Consider the following 17,853-nt stretch of genomic DNA (forward strand, 5'->3'; position numbering starts at 1 on the left):
TTTTCCAATTTTATGATTTATCTTGAGGCCTATAAGAAAAGAAGTTTTCAACTAATTGATAGTGAGCACGATGAAGATTTTAGTTTGCATTTCGCACGTTCCCGACACCACATCAAAAATCAATTTTACTGACAACAATACAAAATTTGATGGCAATGGTGTGCAATTCATTATTGGCCCTTATGACGATTACGCCTTGGCGCGTGCCATCGAAATTAAGGAAGCCAATGCTGGTACCACTGTTACCGTTTTAAATGTTGGCCCAGCTGATACTGAGCCAACTATCCGTAAGGCATTGGCCATTGGTGCAGATGATGCGGTGCGCGTAAATGCAGAACCAACTGACTCATTTTTTGTTGCTAAGCAAATCGCAGAGCATGCAAAATCAATAGGTTATGATTTAATATTGATGGGACGCGAGTCTATCGATTTTAATGGTGGGGTTGTACACGGTATTGTAGGTGAACTATTAGGCATGCCATCTTTATCACCAGTGATGAAACTGGAATTGGACGGAACAAAAGCTAAGCTTGCCCGCGAGATTGAAGGGGGTAAAGAGTTATTGGAAGTAAATCTACCTTTCGTAGCCGGATGTCAGGAACCAATTGCAGAGTGGAAAATTCCAAATATGCGCGGTATTATGTCTGCGCGTACTAAACCATTGCAAGTAGTAGAACCAGTGGTGGTGGATAGCGGAGTAAGTCTTCAGAAATTTGAATTACCTCCTGCAAAAGGAGCAGTGAAAATGGTTTCGGCAGACAATGTTGCTGAACTGGTAACTTTATTAAAGAACGAAGCAAAAGTTCTTTAATCTTTAAAATCTTTAATGAACACAATCAACGATTGACGATATGAATATCTTAGTATTTGTAGAAAGTGCAGAAGGTAAAATCAAGAAAACTTCATTAGAAGCAGTGGCTTACGCGAATGGCATGGGTGGTAATGTTACCGCTTTAGCTTTGGGTACAGTAGAAGCTGGTGAATTAGCTTCACTAGGAAAATATGGAGCAAAGAAAGTATTGCATGCTGGCGATGCTAAACTTAACGATGGTGTAATTCAGGCTTATACCAACACAATTGTTCAAGCGATGGAGGCAGAGAATGCCGATGTATTGGTTTTGGCCAACTCATCATTAGGTACGCCAGTTGCAGCCCGTGTTTCAACAAAACTAGGTGCCAGCATTGCAACCAACGTAACAGAGTTGCCAGAGACATCAGCAGGTTTTGTAGTAAAAAAGAGTATTTACACAGGAAAGGCTTTTTCTAAAGTTGAGTTGAAGAATGCCAAGAAAGTAATTGCGATAAAAAAGAATGCAGCTGAAATTAAAGAAGTGGGTAGCGATGTAGCACCAACTACTTTTGCACCACAGCTAACAGATGCTGATTTTGCCGCTAAAATTGTTTCAACAGAAAAAGCGACTGGAGAAATCCTCCTACCTGAAGCCAATATTGTAGTATCTGGTGGCCGTGGCATGAAGGGCCCTGAACATTGGGGACCGATTGAAGAACTTGCCAAACTTTTAGGTGCAGCTACCGGATGCAGTAAACCTGTATCAGACATTGGTTGGAGACCACACCACGAACACGTTGGACAAACAGGTGTTAAAGTTAGTCCACAACTATATATCGCTGTTGGTATTTCTGGCGCTATCCAACATTTGGCAGGTGTTAACTCGTCCAAATGTATTGTGGTAATCAATAAAGATTCTGAAGCTCCCTTTTTCAAAGCTGCTGACTACGGTATAGTTGGTGATGCTTTTGATGTGCTGCCCAAATTGATTGAGGCAGTAAAGGCAGGTAAATAGTTTTTTTTGATTTTTAGTGTTTTTTGCAGGTTCTTTGATCAACAATTAACTATTTGCAAAGAACTATTATCTTGCTGTTGTGAATAAACTTAAGTTAGAAATACTGGGGCTTTCCTCCAGCCAATCACAAACTGGCTCTTTTGCTCTGGTGTTGGGGGAAGTGGAGGGCAACCGCAGGCTGCCAATAATTATAGGAATGTTTGAGGCTCAGGCCATTGCGATTGAAATCGAGAAGATTTCGCCCAATCGTCCAATGACGCATGATCTCTTTAAAGCGTTCGCTACCAACTTCCATTTTACTATAGAAGAGATTATAATTTCCGATTTAAAAGAAGGTGTATTCTTTGCAAAAATTATCTGTACTGATGGTTTGAAGAAAATGGAGGTGGATGCCCGACCTTCAGATGCTATTGCCATTGGACTTAGATTTGACTCACCCATATTTACTTACGAGAATATTCTGGCTGAAGCAGGCATTGTTTTAACTGATGAAGCTGACGATGAGCCAGAAGTTAAGCCCGAGCCTAAAACCAGAACTAAAAAAGGAGAAGCTTCAAAAAGTCAAGACGATTATAAGAACCTCAGTGTAGACAAACTCAATGAATTCTTAAAAGATGCCATCGACAAAGAAGACTACGAGAAGGCCGCGAAGATCCGCGATGAACTAAGTAAACGTAATTAACTCAGTTAACTTCAATTACTGAGTAAAAGCCAGGAGATATGGATTATTTGCGCGGATTATTAGGCATAGCCTTTATTGTTGCAGTGGCTTGGTTGTTATCAGCCAGCAGAAAAAACATCGATTGGCGCTTAGTCATATCAGGTCTTCTACTACAGCTTGTAATAGCCGTTTTGGTATTGAAAGTAACAGTAGTGAGAGAGGGTTTTGAAACAGTAGGAGGTGGCTTCGTTAAATTTTTAAACTTTGGTTTAGAGGGAGCAGCATTTTTGTTTGGTGATTTAGCGCGTAACAGCGATGCTGTTGCTGGCGCAAGACATAATTTAGGATTCTTGTTTGCCTTTCAGGCACTACCAGTTTTAATATTCTTCTCGGCTGTTACATCGGGTTTATATTACCTGGGCATACTTCAAAAATTAGTACACGTTTTTGCATGGATTATGGCAAAGACCATGCGCTTGTCTGGTGCTGAAAGTCTTTCTGCGGCCGGTAATATCTTTATGGGCCAAACAGAAGCACCCTTATTGGTGAAGCCCTTTATTGGCAGAATGACAAACTCTGAATTGCATTGCCTGATGACAGGTGGTATGGCCACCATTGCAGGAAGTGTAATGGGTGCTTATATTACTTTTTTAGGTGGGGCAGACCCAGAGCAGGCTACAAAGTTTGCAACATACTTATTATGTGCTTCTATCATGAACGCGCCAGCCGCCATTGTGATGTCTAAAATATTTATGCCAGAAACTGAGCCTGAGAAAATTGACAGAACACTTAAGGTAAATAAAGAGAGCATCGGTTCTAATGTAGTGGATGCTTTAGCTACCGGTGCCAGTGATGGCTTGAAACTTGCCCTAAATGTTGGTGCCATGTTATTGGCTTTTATCGCTGTTATCTATGCTGTTAACTGGATGTTGGTAGATGGCATTGGAAGCTGGACTGGTCTTAATGCATGGGTTCTTTCAAGTACAAATGGTGCCTTTGATGGTTTTTCTTTGCAATACATTTTTGGACAATTATTCAGGGTCTTTGCCTTTTTCATGGGAGTTGACTGGGCTGAGTCCGTTCAGGTAGGAAGTTTACTTGGGCAAAAAATGGTTATAAATGAATTTGTTGCTTATCTGAGTCTATCCGATATGAAATCAGCAGGTTTGTTGAGTGAAAAATCCATCATCATTGCTACCTATGCACTGTGTGGTTTCGCTAACTTCAGTTCAATAGCCATACAAATTGGTGGAATAGGAGGTATGGCGCCATCACGACAAGGCGACTTGTCAAAGCTCGGGCCTCGTGCTTTATTGGCTGCTTCTTTGGCAACCATGTTGAGCGGAACAATTGCTGGTGCTTTATTTGCTTAATCTGTGTTAACTTTACGTTGTGTTAATAAAAAAGGGCTTTAGTTATTGGCTATTGATCAGGCGAATGGCTTTTTATGCTTTCCTCTCAGCGTCCTTGTTTCTTATAGTGAGCAACCTTTGGGTTGTTACATCAACGCAAAATCAAGTTTACGATTCTTCTAAAACAGCACCGCACCGTTCAGTAGCACTTGTTTTAGGCACAAGCAGAAAACTCTCTGATGGTCGCGCTAACCCTTACTTTGATAACAGAATTACCACTGCCTACAATTTATATACTGCCGGTAAGGCAGACTACATTATTGTGAGTGGCGATAATAGAAGTAAGTATTACAATGAACCTGCTGAGATGCGAAAAGCGCTAATCGCCAAAGGTGTTCCATCAAGCATTATTACCCTGGATTTTGCAGGTCTAAGAACTTTCGATTCTATCGTCCGCTGTAAAGAAATCTTTGGACAAGAAAGCATTACTATTATTACGCAACCTTTTCATAGTTACCGTTCTTTGTTCATTAGTAATTATTTTGAAATGGATGCAATCGTTGTAGTAGCAGAAGAACCAGAAGCCATGCAATCACTTAAAGTACTGACCAGAGAGTTGTTAGCCAGGCCCTTGGCCATACTTGACCTATATGTATTCAACACCGAACCACGCTTTTTGGGCGAAAAGGAAGAACTAAATCGGCCCTGACACGTAAGTAAGCAAGTGTAAATTTTATACTTTTGAGGAGTTTGACTGTTGTGAATACGCTTATCCGACCAATTTTTATATTCTTTTTCTGCGTTGTTGCATCAACAGCCTTTGGTCAAGAGACCATCATTAAAGGTAAAGTAACAGATGCTAATTCAGGAGATCCAATTCCTTTTGTAAACGTATTGTTTAAGGGTACCAATATTGGTACGACAACAGACTTCGATGGTAATTACTTACTAAAGACAAATAGTCCAAATGATACGTTGCTTGCTTCTTATATTGGGTATAAACCCAGAACGAAAGTCATTACTAAAGGTATTTCTCAAACGGTTAATTTTCAATTAGAAGAAGAGGTCACTAATTTGCAAGAAGTAGTTGTATTAGCTGGGGAGAACCCGGCATTTGAGGTACTACGAAAGGTTGTTCGTAATAAAAAGAATAACGATAAACGAAGACTCACTGCCTATGAGTATGATACTTACACGAAAATTGAAGTAGACGTTGATAATATGTCTGAGAAGTTTCGTGAGCGCAGACTGATTCAGAAAATAACGCAAGTGTTAGATAGTGTAGAGCGAATTGCCGGAGAAGATGGCAAACCGATTTTACCAATTTTCATTACAGAAAGCGTCTCGAAGCTATACTACAGAGATAATCCTAATTCCAAGTTTGAAAAAATTCTCCACTCGAAGATCAATGGTTTGGGCGTGGAGGACGGGACTACAGTAACCCAATTAGTAGGCTCTTCTTTTCAGGAATATAATTTCTATCAGAACTGGCTAAATATTGTAGAGAAAGAATTTGTATCACCCATAGCGGATGGTTGGCGTTTGTACTATGACTACGATTTAGTGGATAGTCTTTTTGTTGGTGAACATTATTGTTATCGTCTTGATTTTTTTCCGCGATCACCACAAGACCTTGCCTTTACAGGCAGCATGTGGATAACCAGAGATGGCTATGCGCTTAAGCAGATTGATGTAAACATTGGTAAGGGTGCCAACCTCAATTTCATAGAGAAAATCCGAATTCAACAGGAGTTGGAGCCAACAGCTGATGGCGCATGGTTACCCGTTAAAAATCGTGTATTGATTGACGTAAGTGAACTAACCAGCAACAGTGCAGGCATGCTCGCCAAATTTTACACTTCCAATAAAAACTTCGTGGTTAATAAGCCATACGATGTTGCATTTTATGAACGCCCAATTCAATTAGATGAACGCGCTCGTCTCAATCAAAATGACGAGACAGTATGGGATACTTTGCGTCATGAACCTTTATCGGAAACAGAGCGCAACGTATATAAAATGATTGATACACTTCGTAACATTCCGGTTATCAGAACTTATACGGACATAATTAAGATTGCCGTAGATGGTTATTTTGGTATTGGTAAAAAAATAGAAATCGGTCCCTATCCGGACTTGATTTCTTACAATAACATTGAAGGTGTTCGTGTTATGCCTGGCTTTCGCACTACCTATGCCTTTAGTAAAAAGTGGACTTTTGGCGGACAGGTAGGTTATGGTTTCATAGACGAAAAGTACAAATACTCCGTTTACGCCAAACAGGTATTGTCAACCAGACGTTGGACAACCTGGAGCATTCGCTCAAGAAGTGATTTAGGTCGATTAGGATTTGATGATGAGGCTGTAGGCGGTAATGCACTTCTGTTGGCATCACAGCGATGGGGTTTTTTCAGGCGCGGATTTTATTTTGATGAAACCAGAGTGGATTTCCAACGGGAATTGTTTAAAGGATTCAATCAGCGAATAGCTGTCCGCTATGCTAGCTTTGATCCGGCTTTTAACTTTGGTTATTATGAAAATCCTGAAGATATCGTCAACTCTCCAATTGGATCAATGTATACCACTTCAGAGGTGATACTGGAATCGCGATATGCAAGAGATGAAGTTTTTTTACAAGATGATAATCAACGTTTAAGCCTTGGAACTATAAGATGGCCGGTATTAACACTACGTTATACCCGAGGTATAAAGAATTTTGCCGGTAGTGATTTTGATTATAATAAACTACGGTTTTCTTTTGAGAAGGGTACACGCTTAGGAATTTTAGGTACTGGTAAGTTAAGAGCTACTGCAGAGTATGTTTTTGAGCCGCTGCCTTACACCTTGTTAGGACTTCACTTAGGTAATCAAACACCAATTTTTACACCCCTTACTTTTAACCTGATGGATTATGGTGAGTTTGTAAGTGATCGTTACGTGACAGCTCAGTATAACCATCACTTCGAAGGTTTGTTGTTGAATAGAATGCCATTGTTACGTAAACTGAAGTGGCGCTTTGTTGGTACTGCAAATATGGTTTACGGTAGCATGAGTCAGGAGAGCCAAAATCTGATTGTACAAAACACCGACCCAAGCAATGAAATTTTGCCTCCGGGTCAGCTATCCTTACGTAAACCCTATGTAGAATTAGGATATGGTATTGAAAACATCTTCAAATTTTTTAGAATAGATTTCATACATAGACTTTCTTATCTGGACGGACCAGAGGTGCGTAAGTTCGGTGTATTTGGAACAGTGCAGCTTACCTTGTAAGCTTTCGGGGAGCACAACCCCTCAGTTACACAAAGTTTTAATCATGTATTCTGCTTTCCGCAGTGTGCATAATCCTTGTGCTTAATGCATTCATTGATGAATTAGCCCTATATTTACAATTCATTTTTTCGACAAGTATGAGTGTTAAAATTACACTGCCAGATGGCAGCGTGCGTGAGTACCCGCAACAGGTGAAGGGCATCGAAATAGCCCAAAGTATCAGTGAAGGCTTAGCCAGGGTTTCGTTAGCCATTGAAGTGAATGGTGAAATCCGTGATTTGTCAAGACCTATAACGGAAGATTCGTCCATTAAAATTTTGACGTGGAATGATAGCAGCGGTAAGACTACTTTCTGGCACTCTTCTGCACACTTATTTGCAGAAGCTTTAGAGGCTTTGTACCCTGGTACAAAGTTTGGGATCGGCCCGGCTATTGAAAATGGATTTTACTATGACGTTGATTTAGGAGGCAAAACTTTTGCTGAAGATGATCTGGCTAAGATTGAAGCGAAAATGCTGGAGCTCGCAAAGAAATCTAACGTTTACGAACGTAGAGAGGTAAGCAAAGCAGAAGCGACAGAATACTTCACTAAAAAAGGTGATGAATATAAGCTTGAGTTAATAAACGATCTGGCAGATGGAACAATTACCTTTTACACGCAAGGTGATTTTACGGATTTATGCCGTGGTCCACATATTCCTCATACAGGTTTTGTTAAGGCAGCAAAGATTCTTAACGTGGCCGGTGCTTATTGGCGTGGCAACGAGAATAATAAAATGCTGACCCGTGTGTACGGAATCACATTCCCTAAGGCAAAAGAGCTCGAAGAGTTTTTGCATCTACAGGAAGAAGCCAAGAAACGCGATCACAGAAAGCTGGGTAAAGAGTTAGAGTTATTCACCTTCTCAGAAAAAGTAGGTATGGGCTTACCTTTGTGGTTACCCAAGGGTACTATTTTGCGCGAACGCCTTGAGCAATTCATGCGCAAAGCACAGGTACGTGCCGGATATGATCCTGTAGTAACCCCCCACATAGGCAGTAAGCAATTGTATGTTACTTCAGGTCACTACGAAAAGTATGGTAAAGATTCTTTCCAACCTATCCATACACCGGATGAAGGAGAGGAGTTCTTGCTAAAACCAATGAACTGTCCACACCATTGCGAAATCTATAAACACAAACCACGTTCATACAGAGATCTTCCTGTACGCCTTGCTGAGTTCGGTACTGTATATCGTTACGAACAAAGTGGGGAGTTGCATGGCTTGACACGTGTACGCGGTTTTACTCAGGACGATGCTCATATTTTTTGTCGCCCCGATCAGGTGAAAGAAGAATTTGTGAAAGTAATAGACTTAGTGCTTCATGTATTCAACTCCTTAGGTTTTGAAAACTACACTGCACAAGTTTCACTGCGCGATCCGGCTAACAAAGCTAAATACATAGGTGAAGATCATTTATGGGATAAGGCGGAACGCGAGATTCAGGAAGCTGCTGATGAGCGTAAGCTGACTACAGTAGCCGTACAAGGCGAAGCTGCTTTTTACGGTCCGAAGTTAGACTTCATGGTAAAAGATGCTTTAGGCAGAAGCTGGCAATTGGGTACTATACAAGTTGATTATAATTTACCTGAGCGTTTCGAGTTGGAATATGTAGGTGCTGATAATCAAAAGCATCGTCCTGTTATGATACACCGCGCGCCTTTTGGTTCGCTCGAGCGCTTTGTGGCGGTATTGATTGAGCACTGTGCCGGTAACTTCCCGTTATGGCTAGCGCCAGATCAGATCGCAGTATTGCCAATTTCTGAGAAGTTTAACGATTATGCCCAATCAGTTTATGAGCGTTTGAAAGCTGCTGATATTCGCGGTGTTTTTGACGATCGTGATGAGAAAATTGGTCGTAAAATCCGTGATGCTGAGGTTAAGAAAATACCATTTATGCTGATTGTAGGGGAGAAAGAGGTTAATGAGCAAAAGGTAGCGATCCGCAAGCATGGTCAGGGCGACCAGGGCAGTGTGGGTATTGATGAATTTGTGGAGAATTTCCGCAAAGAATGCGCAGCACCTTTTTAGGCATTTTTGAAGTAAAGTTTGCTTTTAAACAGTAATTCCCGATATTTGCACCCTGTTTGCCTAAAGCAAGCATGTGTTTTTGTAGAACTTAAACAAAACGAGTATAAACCCGAATTTTAAGCCTAATCCAAGGCCATTTCAGAGAAGAGGCCCGCATCGTCCGGAAGAACCTTTCAAGATTAACGAGCGCATTACGGCACAACGTGTCCGTGTCGTTGGTGAAAATGTTGCGGTAGACGTATATCCCATTCAGCAGGCCATTAAACTGGCTCAAGACCTGGGATTAGATTTAGTGGAGATTTCGCCAAATGCAGACCCACCGGTTTGCAGAATTACGGATTACTCGAAGTTTAAGTACGAGCACAAGAAGAAGCAAAAGGAAATCAAAGCGAAGACCCAGAAGGTCGTGATGAAAGAAATTCGTTTTGGACCTAACACAGATGATCACGATTTTAACTTTAAAGTAAAACACGCCATTAACTTCTTAGGTGAAGGTGCCAAAGTAAAGGCAAGTGTGTTTTTCAGAGGTCGTTCCATTGTGTATAAGGAAAGAGGAGAAATCCTTTTATTGAAATTTGCACAGGCGTTGGAGGAACACGGAAAGGTGGAACAATTGCCGAAGCTGGAAGGAAAGAACATGAGTATTCTTGTTCAACCTAAAGCTAAAAAGTAGTTTTTATTTAACTGTTTAATAAAATGCCGAAGGTAAAAACCAAGTCGGGCGCCAAAAAGCGATTTAAAGTAACCGGAACCGGTAAAATAAAGCGCAAGCAAGCGTTCAAAAACCACATCCTTACAAAGAAGGAGACAAAACAAAAGAGAAACCTTACTGGAACAGTGGTTGTAAGTAAGGCAGATGCGAAGAACGTAGCGATTATGCTACCGTACCTCGTATAACATTCTGATTTTAAATCAGGATTGGTTCGTCCACTGAAGCCTAACCGCAGGTGGATATATGTTTAACCCGATGCCTGGCACCTAAGACCTCTGTAAGAAGAGACGCCAGTTGTCAAAAATGTAAAAGGAAATGCCTAGATCAGTCAATGCTGTAGCATCCCGCGCCAAGAGAAAGCGCGTGCTAAAGCTCGCCAAAGGTTACTTTGGTCGTAAGAAAAACGTTTGGACGGTAGCGAAAAATGCCGTTGAAAAAGGTCTTGTGTACGCTTACCACGATCGCAAGCAAAAGAAAAGAGAATACCGCGCTATCTGGATTCAGCGTATCAACGCAGCAGTACGCGAACACGGTATGAGCTATTCAGCTTTTATTGGTAAAGTGAAGAAGTCAGGTATCAATTTAGACCGTAAGGTTCTTGCCGACTTAGCCATGAACCACCCTGAAGCGTTCAACGCAGTGTTGAACAAAGTGAAATAGTCAATACTAATATTGATAAGAGAGAGGGCCGTAAGGCCCTTTTTTCTTTAAAATGGATGCTGGAAGATATGCGTTGTTCCCGAATAAACTTTTCAGAGTGAAAAAATGAATTTTAATTAATATGAAGGGTGTACTTCTCTATTTTTTGGCACTGTGCCACCTAACTGCAGCTGCTCAAGAATTGGTTTTTAGCCGTGAGATAGAATTTAAAAAACTTGACTATATCGAAGGAGTAGTCTCCGGAGATTACATAATTTCAAAAGCGCAAGCTGATGAAGAGATTCTTTTCTATGCTATTCATGCCGAGAATAATACAATGGTACAGCATAAGATTAAGCGACAGTACAGCTCTCTAATAGGAGTCATGTCAACCGCTGACGAGATCTTTATTTATTTTACTTCTTATGTTTATGGCATCGATAAATTAGAATGCCTTACTTTTTCCAAGACTAAAGGTAAGTTTACAAAGCTGAAGGAGTTAACAGACATTTCTGAAAAGCAGCATGTATGCTTCATTAATGATAATAATGCTTTTTACTCTATGTCGTATCAAAAGAGGGAGCGAAAGCTACTTCTCCATAAATATGACCAAGGTTTGGTGAAAGATACTCTGTCTTTCGATTTTTCTGATGAGCTCATATCCAAGACGATGGCGCGAAAAGGGTCAATCATGAACTTAGTAAGTAATTTTACTTTTATTAAGAAAGGTGTGGATATATCTTTTGATAAGGCAAAGGATCTTAAAAAAGTTTATTTCAAGGGGAATAAGTTACTCATGATTAGCGATGAACATGATGGAATTGAGTCAGGTGAAATATTGGTTTTAGAACTTGACCTTTTAACCGAAAGCGTAGTTTCCCGTAAAGTGACTTTACCCTATACAAATAAAACAGGCCATAATAGCTTTTTTATAGACGATAAACTATTTGTGGTTGGTATTGACAAATCCATGCTGGATCTCACTGTTTTTGATATCCATAAATTTGAAGAACTTGGGTCTCATCGATATCTAAAAGGTGAACTGATCCAGCTTAAATCTTCTAAGTTGGAAAAAAATGGTGTTGATGTAGAGAAAGTATCTGATCGTACGTGGACCAAAGAGGATGCCACTAAATTGCTTTTGAAAAGTTTAAATGAAGGATCCCCGGTGATAAGTGTCACCAAAAGGGAAACGGATTATAGATTATTGATAGGAAGTTATCATGTTCCTCAAAGCGGCCCAGCTCCTATGGCGGGAACTTCAGCTGGTAGCACAATACAAACCCCGCGAGGAACCGTAACTACACCTGGCGCTACACAAATGACTTGGTCCAGGACCAACTCTTCTGAAAGGCAAAACTATTTTTATGGCTATTTAGGAATGTCAGACTTAAAGGTTTCAAAGGATTATAATCCTTCTGATAATGGAGTTTTGTACAGAGCTAAACAGAGGATTAAAGAATTGGATAGTGAGATAAAATTAGGTGGAGTAGGGAAGATTTCTTGCGTTAAGGAAGCCTACTTACTTTATATGGATAAGCAAAAGAGAAGCTTATTTATAGAAAGACTTATTGAGTAAAAAGGATAAAATACTTAGCTGAGACTTTCACTGCTGTCATGAATAAGGTGAAATAACCTGATTAGATACTTCTAAAATAAAAAGGGCAGCAAGACTCTTTTTTATTGTCTATAGCTCAATACCTCATAATCTCAGTATCGTGGTTTTACTTATGCTTGAATTGTAATAAGTTTATTCATGAAGTGAGTTGAGGACAATCCACCTCGCATGAAGTTATGAATAGAATCTGCTTATACTATAATCAAATCATCGCGGCACATTTATGCTTTTGTGCACTGTCATTAATCTGTGTTATACATGCTTCCGCACAAAATCTGGAAACCGTTATCCAAAAAGGCCATGAGCTTGCAGTCCTAACTGTTGCTGTGAGTCCAGATAGTAATTATGTAGCAACCGGTAGTCGCGATAAAACAATAAAGCTTTGGGAGTTAAGCACAGGCCGTGAGGTACGCAGCTTTTTGGGTCATAGCGCTTCTGTTAATCAATTGGATTTTAGCAGTGATGGTAAATACTTAATCAGTGCCAATGGCGATGCCACAGCCAAAATTTGGGAAGTATCAACAGGTAAAGAACTATTCTCCGTTAAACCGGATGAAGAGCGAATAACCGATGTAGCCTTTGATCCTAAAGGCAGATTTTTTGTTACTGTCGGCTTTGGGCAAAAAGTGCGCGTGTGGGATGTCATCTCCAAGAAAAAAATTACTGAAATGGATGCCAATGGCTATGCCGGTTCAGGTGGACTTATTCACGTGGCCATAAGTCCGGACGGTGAATGGCTTGCAGTAGGCGAGGATGGCTTTACGGCTAATGTATATCGTTGCAGCGATTGGAAGAAAGTTTACACCTTCAATACTTCACAGCTTCATTCCTCTTGTGGAGGTTGTTATACAGATGTTCAATTCACAACTGACAGTAAGTATCTGATTAAAGCATCTAATAACGATGCTGTATTAAAGTACGATCTCAGCAACGGAAAATTAGTGACCACATACAGCCGAGACGTTAATGACATGAAGTCTGTTACAGTAAGCGCCAGTGGTAAGCTAATGGTTTTATGTACAGAAAATTTTGTGTCTCTATATCATGTTGATCAAGGCGATTCTATCAAAACAATCAGGCCAGATACAGAGGCAGTGTTAAATCAAGCAAGCTTTACAGCGGATAGCAAACGCTTATTGATTGCCAGTGATAATAATACAGTGATGATCTATGACATCGCTTCTGGTAAGCAAGTAGATGAACTCACTGGCTTTCTGAATGCAAGAGATAAGGGTGGACTAACTTACAATCCTAATTCCTACTGGGATGCCAGCATTGCCAAGTATTTAAGATTCAAAGGAAATGTTGTACTAAGCGGAGATAACAAAACTTTGCTAAGGGGTAAGTTTGGTGCAAAAGCAAAACGTTGGGATATCGCCACCGGTAAAGCAGAGATGGAGTATGTGGGGCATGAAATGGCAGTTCTTTGTTATAAATATAATAGTGATGGAACTTTACTATTAACAGGTGGTGCAGATGGAATGCTCATACTCTGGGATGCTAAGAAAGGAGATACACTGCGCACTATTAAGTCTTACAACCAACCTGTGTTTGATGTAAACTTTAGTCATGACGAAACCAAAATTGTAAGTAGTAGCTGGGACGGATCATTGAAAATTCACGAGGTGGCTACCGGCAAACGACTTATCTACTTTGATCTTGACAATGCCTCTGCTTATCTCGCGCAGTTTACCCCGAATGATTTATATGTGCTTACGGCCAACTTACCAGCAGGTTTAGCCTTACGGGAAATAGACACCAGGAAAGTCATTCGTGAATTTGTGGGTCACACTGAAACGGTTTCTGCTATGCAGCTTACTAAGGATGGTTCCAAACTGCTTAGTGCCAGTTGGGATGGCTCTATTCGATTATGGCATGTTGGTACTGGACTGATGGAAAGTAAGTACACAGGACATCAGGGGGCAGTTTATGCCAGTATCATGACTGCATCAGAAAAAAACTTTTTTAGTGCTGGCGCTGATCGTATTATACGGTACTGGGATATGAACAGCGGAAAAGTAGTTAAGACATTTAACGGCCATCAAAGTGAGGTGATGAGTTTAGCACTTACCACCGATGAAAAGATGTTAATCAGCCATAGCGTAGACGGTGTTACTAAATTCTGGGACCTTGCTTCAGGCAATGAGTTTTTCGAACATATCCATATTGGAGAAAAGGACTGGATGGCGAAGAGTCCTGAAGGTTATTTTAATGCAACAGAACAGGCCAGGCGTTACATCCATTTTGTAGAGGGCATGAAAACGTATTCAGCTGATCAGTTCTTTGAAGATTTTTACAGACCCGATTTGTTGCCAAAGATTTTTCAAAACAGGGGAGGTGATGATGGTTATAAAAGTATTCAAGGTAAATTACTCAAATCACCACCACCTAATGTTAAGGTGGCTATACTTCCATCATCAGACAAAGGAAAGGCAGAGCTATATGTGCGTGTACAGGACAATGGAGCAGGCGTAGAGAACTTCAAACTATTTCATAATGGGAAGTCTGTCTTGATTGAGAAAAACTTTGTCTTACCAAAAGGAAAAGGTCAGGTTACTACATTTAAGCAAGAGATTTCACTTGTAGGTGGTAACAACGTTTTCTCTGCTGCAGCTTCTAATAAAGACAAAATTGAATCAGATATACATTCAGTTGAAATATTTTCGGAGATAGCCACTAAAAACAGCACTTGTTACTTGTTGGCTGTCGGCATCAATCAATATAAAAATCCTAAACTGGCACTTAACTATGCCAAGCCAGACGCAGAATCCTTCGGCAAGGTAATCAACGATCTAGGTGTATCGCTTCACAAGAAGTTAGAGATACATACCTTATACGATGGTGAAGCTACACGTTCAGGCATTTTAAATAAATTGGAAGAGCTCTCAGGTAAAATACAACAAGAAGATGTTTTCATCTTTTATTATGCAGGACATGGCAGCATGGTAGATGATCAGTTCTTCTTTATTCCCACCGAGAGTTTACGTTTATACGATTTAAACTCACTTCAAAAAGAAGCTATTGAAGGTAGCGTATTGCAAGAAAAGTTTAAGAAGATACAAGCATTAAAACAATTGATTATTATGGATGCTTGTCAGTCGGGAGGTTCAGTTGAGTTAATGGCCGCCAGAGGCGCGACAGAAGAAAAAGCCATTGCACAGCTTTCCAGAAGTGCAGGTATTCACGTAATGGCCTCAGCAGGCAGTGAGCAATTTGCTGCAGAGTTTGCTGAGCTCGGTCATGGTATCTTCACCTACCTGTTGATTAAAGGATTGACTGGAGAAGCAGATGGTTCACCCAAAGATGGTAAGGTTACTATTTACGAATTGAAATCATACCTGGATGATCAGGTGCCCGAACTGACGCGTAAACTGAAAGGCAAACCACAATATCCGCATACCTTTTCAAGAGGGCAGGATTTTCCCTTGGTTGTTGAAGAATAAAATTAAAAGAGGAAAAGTTAATTCAGTAGAGTTATCTACTTAACAAATTGAATTTTGTGCTGCTGTATATTTCTATCGTAGAGATGTAAGAGCATACCATCTTTTAAGCCCACATCGGGAACAAAAATATATTTGGCATGAGCCCACTCCATTACTTTCATATAAATGCGACTTGCGGGTATAATTACATCAGCACGATCGGGATTCATTTGAAGTTTATAGATTCGATCTTCAATGCTATGGCTTTCAATCATATCTCTTACTTCAATCATCTTTTTGAAAGACATTGATCGGTGAGGTTTTAATTGCGCAAGTTCATACATTTTACTGATGTTACCCCCTGTACCTACAGCCGTAACTTTCCCAAATTCTTTTTTCACATTATCTCTCACCCATTTCTCCATATCTTCCCACATTACAGGTGAGTCATGGTTTTCCAATACACGAACAGAGCCAATCTTAAAAGAGCGTGTTTTTATTTTTTTGCCTCCAGTATATAAATTAAGCTCTGTGCTTCCGCCCCCTACATCTATGTGTAGATAGGTATTATCTGAAAGATAGGATTGTATAGCTCGGTTAATAAATTCGGCTTCTCTGTTACCATCAATAATTTCTATGCTAATGCCCAATTCCTTTTCAATTGCTTCGGCCAGTGCATAACCATTTTCAGATTCGCGCATTGCTGAAGTCGCACAAAACATATAGTCAGTAGCTTCATAGAGCTCAATCAGCAGTTTGTAGGCCGTCATCAGCTTCTTGAATTTTTCTATACTTTTGGCACTGATTTTACCAGTAGCGAATACATCATGCCCCAAACGGAGCGGAAAACGTACATATTCAAGTTTTTTGAAGATTACTTTAGGGCCATTTTCTAAAACAGAAGAAATCTGAAAGCGAATAGCGTTAGAACCAATGTCGATAGCTGCGAGTTTCAAGGGCTTATATTAATTTAATGTTACTTACAACTATTAATCAGGTTTAATTGTCTAAGAAATTATGATGCACAAAACTATAAAACTTTTGTTTGTGGTGGCACTCTTTGTAGCGACTCTTTCAGCCTGTGTGATAGAACCTTTTCAAGCTGAGTTTCCTGTAGGTAAAGTTAGTGGTTACAGACCCCTTTACGGAAATCAGGCAACTACGGAGGTTTCACTACTTCCGGCACAAGAATTGGAAAATCCTGGAAAAATCTATGTTTACAATCAGTATTTGCTGATAAATGAACGTGGAAAAGGGATTCACATATATAATAATTCAAACCCGGTAAACCCTCAATCTGTAGCCTTTATTAATCTATTAGGCAATACTGATATGGCCATAAAAGATGACATACTATATGCTGATCATAATGGAGATTTAAAATCAATAAGACTAAATGGGTTCAATTCTTTGTCAGTGCTTGATTCAATTCCACTGGCAAGCTGGAATTTAGGTGTTCCACCACCAGCGGGCTTCTACTTTGAATGTGTAGATATATCAAAAGGTATTGTGATTGGCTGGCAATCTGTTGAACTTAATAATCCCGACTGTTATGCGACTAACTAAGCTTATTTGGAATTTACTATGTCTTTGTCTAGTCATTGCCTGTGCTGATGACGGAGCCAACAACCTACAGGTAGGTGGCGGCCAGGGCCAGGGTGGATCATTAACTCGTTTTGCTATTAATGGCAGCTATCTTTACATAGCATCACAAACTACGCTGAGTGTTTATGATATTAGCAGCAATGAAGATTTTGAAATGTTGAAAACAGTTAATGTTGGCTTTGGTCTGGAAACGATCTCCGCCAGAGGCACTTATTTATATCTGGGTGCACAAGATGCCATGTATATCTATTCTATAAGCAATCCGGAAGATCCACAATTTATTTTTCGCTATTCGCATATTGTTTCTTGTGATCCTGTTGTAGTAGAAGGTAATAGGGCTTATGTAACATTAAGCAGTGGGAATTTCTGCAACAGAGGTACAAATGCATTAGAGATTATTGATATTTCTAACCCAAATAACCCTGTGCTTATTGCAAATTACCCAATGAATACACCACTAGGCATTGGTATTAAAGATAATATTTTGTTTGTATGTGAACAGACTTTTGGTTTTACAGTTTTTGATGTAACCAATGCAAATGATATTCAAATGTTGCATCACGTCAATGACATACATGCATTCGATGTTATTCTGCACAATGGTGTTGCTACCATAACAGGAGATGATGGGATCTACCAATATGGTTATATTAATTCTTTGGAGCTGCTAAGCATTATACCAGTTACAAAATAG

General features: G+C 40.0%; 15 protein-coding genes. 14 read left to right on the forward strand and 1 reads right to left on the reverse strand.

Annotated elements, in window-relative coordinates:
- Window positions 1-70 precede the first annotated feature (70 nt).
- The 12 genes from SanaruYs_RS00985 (at window position 71) to SanaruYs_RS01040 (ending at window position 15,575) form a co-directional block, all read left to right on the forward strand.
- Window positions 71-811: an electron transfer flavoprotein subunit beta/FixA family protein gene (locus SanaruYs_RS00985; RefSeq protein WP_127120643.1), complete on the forward strand. Its 741-nt coding sequence runs from the start codon at window positions 71-73 to the stop codon at window positions 809-811.
- Between the two features lie 40 nt (window positions 812-851).
- Window positions 852-1,805, forward strand: coding sequence for an electron transfer flavoprotein subunit alpha/FixB family protein (locus SanaruYs_RS00990; RefSeq protein ID WP_127120644.1), 954 nt, complete (start codon window positions 852-854; stop codon window positions 1,803-1,805).
- A gap of 79 nt (window positions 1,806-1,884) precedes the next feature.
- A complete protein-coding gene (locus SanaruYs_RS00995) occupies window positions 1,885-2,487 on the forward strand; it encodes a bifunctional nuclease family protein (protein ID WP_127120645.1) in 603 nt (200 codons plus the stop codon).
- Between the two features lie 38 nt (window positions 2,488-2,525).
- Complete coding sequence (locus tag SanaruYs_RS01000; RefSeq protein WP_127120646.1) at window positions 2,526-3,839, forward strand: NupC/NupG family nucleoside CNT transporter; 1,314 nt, start codon at window positions 2,526-2,528, stop codon at window positions 3,837-3,839.
- Window positions 3,840-3,858: 19 nt separating this feature from the next.
- Window positions 3,859-4,527, forward strand: a complete 669-nt coding sequence (locus SanaruYs_RS01005) for a SanA/YdcF family protein (protein WP_246011807.1) — start codon at window positions 3,859-3,861, stop codon at window positions 4,525-4,527.
- Between the two features lie 32 nt (window positions 4,528-4,559).
- Window positions 4,560-7,091, forward strand: a complete 2,532-nt coding sequence (locus SanaruYs_RS01010; RefSeq protein WP_160118555.1) for a DUF5686 and carboxypeptidase-like regulatory domain-containing protein — start codon at window positions 4,560-4,562, stop codon at window positions 7,089-7,091.
- A 137-nt stretch (window positions 7,092-7,228) separates the two neighbouring features.
- Window positions 7,229-9,163 (forward strand): threonine--tRNA ligase, encoded by a 1,935-nt coding sequence (gene thrS, locus SanaruYs_RS01015; RefSeq protein ID WP_127120648.1) that lies wholly within the window; start codon window positions 7,229-7,231, stop codon window positions 9,161-9,163.
- Between the two features lie 103 nt (window positions 9,164-9,266).
- Complete coding sequence (infC, locus tag SanaruYs_RS01020) at window positions 9,267-9,836, forward strand: translation initiation factor IF-3 (protein WP_370684880.1); 570 nt, start codon at window positions 9,267-9,269, stop codon at window positions 9,834-9,836.
- Between the two features lie 23 nt (window positions 9,837-9,859).
- A complete protein-coding gene (gene rpmI, locus SanaruYs_RS01025) occupies window positions 9,860-10,060 on the forward strand; it encodes a 50S ribosomal protein L35 (RefSeq protein ID WP_127120650.1) in 201 nt (66 codons plus the stop codon).
- 130 nt (window positions 10,061-10,190) lie between these two features.
- Complete coding sequence (rplT, locus tag SanaruYs_RS01030) at window positions 10,191-10,535, forward strand: 50S ribosomal protein L20 (RefSeq protein ID WP_127120651.1); 345 nt, start codon at window positions 10,191-10,193, stop codon at window positions 10,533-10,535.
- 121 nt (window positions 10,536-10,656) lie between these two features.
- The gene (locus SanaruYs_RS01035) at window positions 10,657-12,093 is read left to right on the forward strand and encodes a hypothetical protein (RefSeq protein ID WP_127120652.1); all 1,437 of its coding nucleotides are present in this window, start codon (window positions 10,657-10,659) and stop codon (window positions 12,091-12,093) included.
- Window positions 12,094-12,308: 215 nt separating this feature from the next.
- Window positions 12,309-15,575 (forward strand): caspase family protein, encoded by a 3,267-nt coding sequence (locus tag SanaruYs_RS01040; protein WP_127120653.1) that lies wholly within the window; start codon window positions 12,309-12,311, stop codon window positions 15,573-15,575.
- A gap of 35 nt (window positions 15,576-15,610) precedes the next feature.
- On the opposite strand, the gene SanaruYs_RS01045 is transcribed toward SanaruYs_RS01040, so the two are convergent.
- Window positions 15,611-16,510 carry a Ppx/GppA phosphatase family protein gene (locus tag SanaruYs_RS01045; protein WP_127120654.1) on the reverse strand — a complete coding sequence of 300 codons (900 nt, stop codon included), beginning with the start codon at window positions 16,508-16,510 and terminating at the stop codon, window positions 15,611-15,613.
- A 61-nt stretch (window positions 16,511-16,571) separates the two neighbouring features.
- On the opposite strand from SanaruYs_RS01045, the gene SanaruYs_RS01050 reads away from it, so the two are divergent.
- Both SanaruYs_RS01050 and SanaruYs_RS01055 read left to right on the forward strand, forming a co-directional pair.
- The gene (locus SanaruYs_RS01050; protein ID WP_127120655.1) at window positions 16,572-17,120 is read left to right on the forward strand and encodes a hypothetical protein; all 549 of its coding nucleotides are present in this window, start codon (window positions 16,572-16,574) and stop codon (window positions 17,118-17,120) included.
- A complete protein-coding gene (locus tag SanaruYs_RS01055) occupies window positions 17,107-17,853 on the forward strand; it encodes an LVIVD repeat-containing protein (RefSeq protein WP_127120656.1) in 747 nt (248 codons plus the stop codon). The genes SanaruYs_RS01050 and SanaruYs_RS01055 overlap by 14 nt, the downstream gene beginning before the upstream one ends.

Source organism: Chryseotalea sanaruensis (assembly GCF_003990915.1).
GTDB classification, from domain to species: Bacteria; Bacteroidota; Bacteroidia; order Cytophagales; family Cyclobacteriaceae; genus Chryseotalea; species Chryseotalea sanaruensis.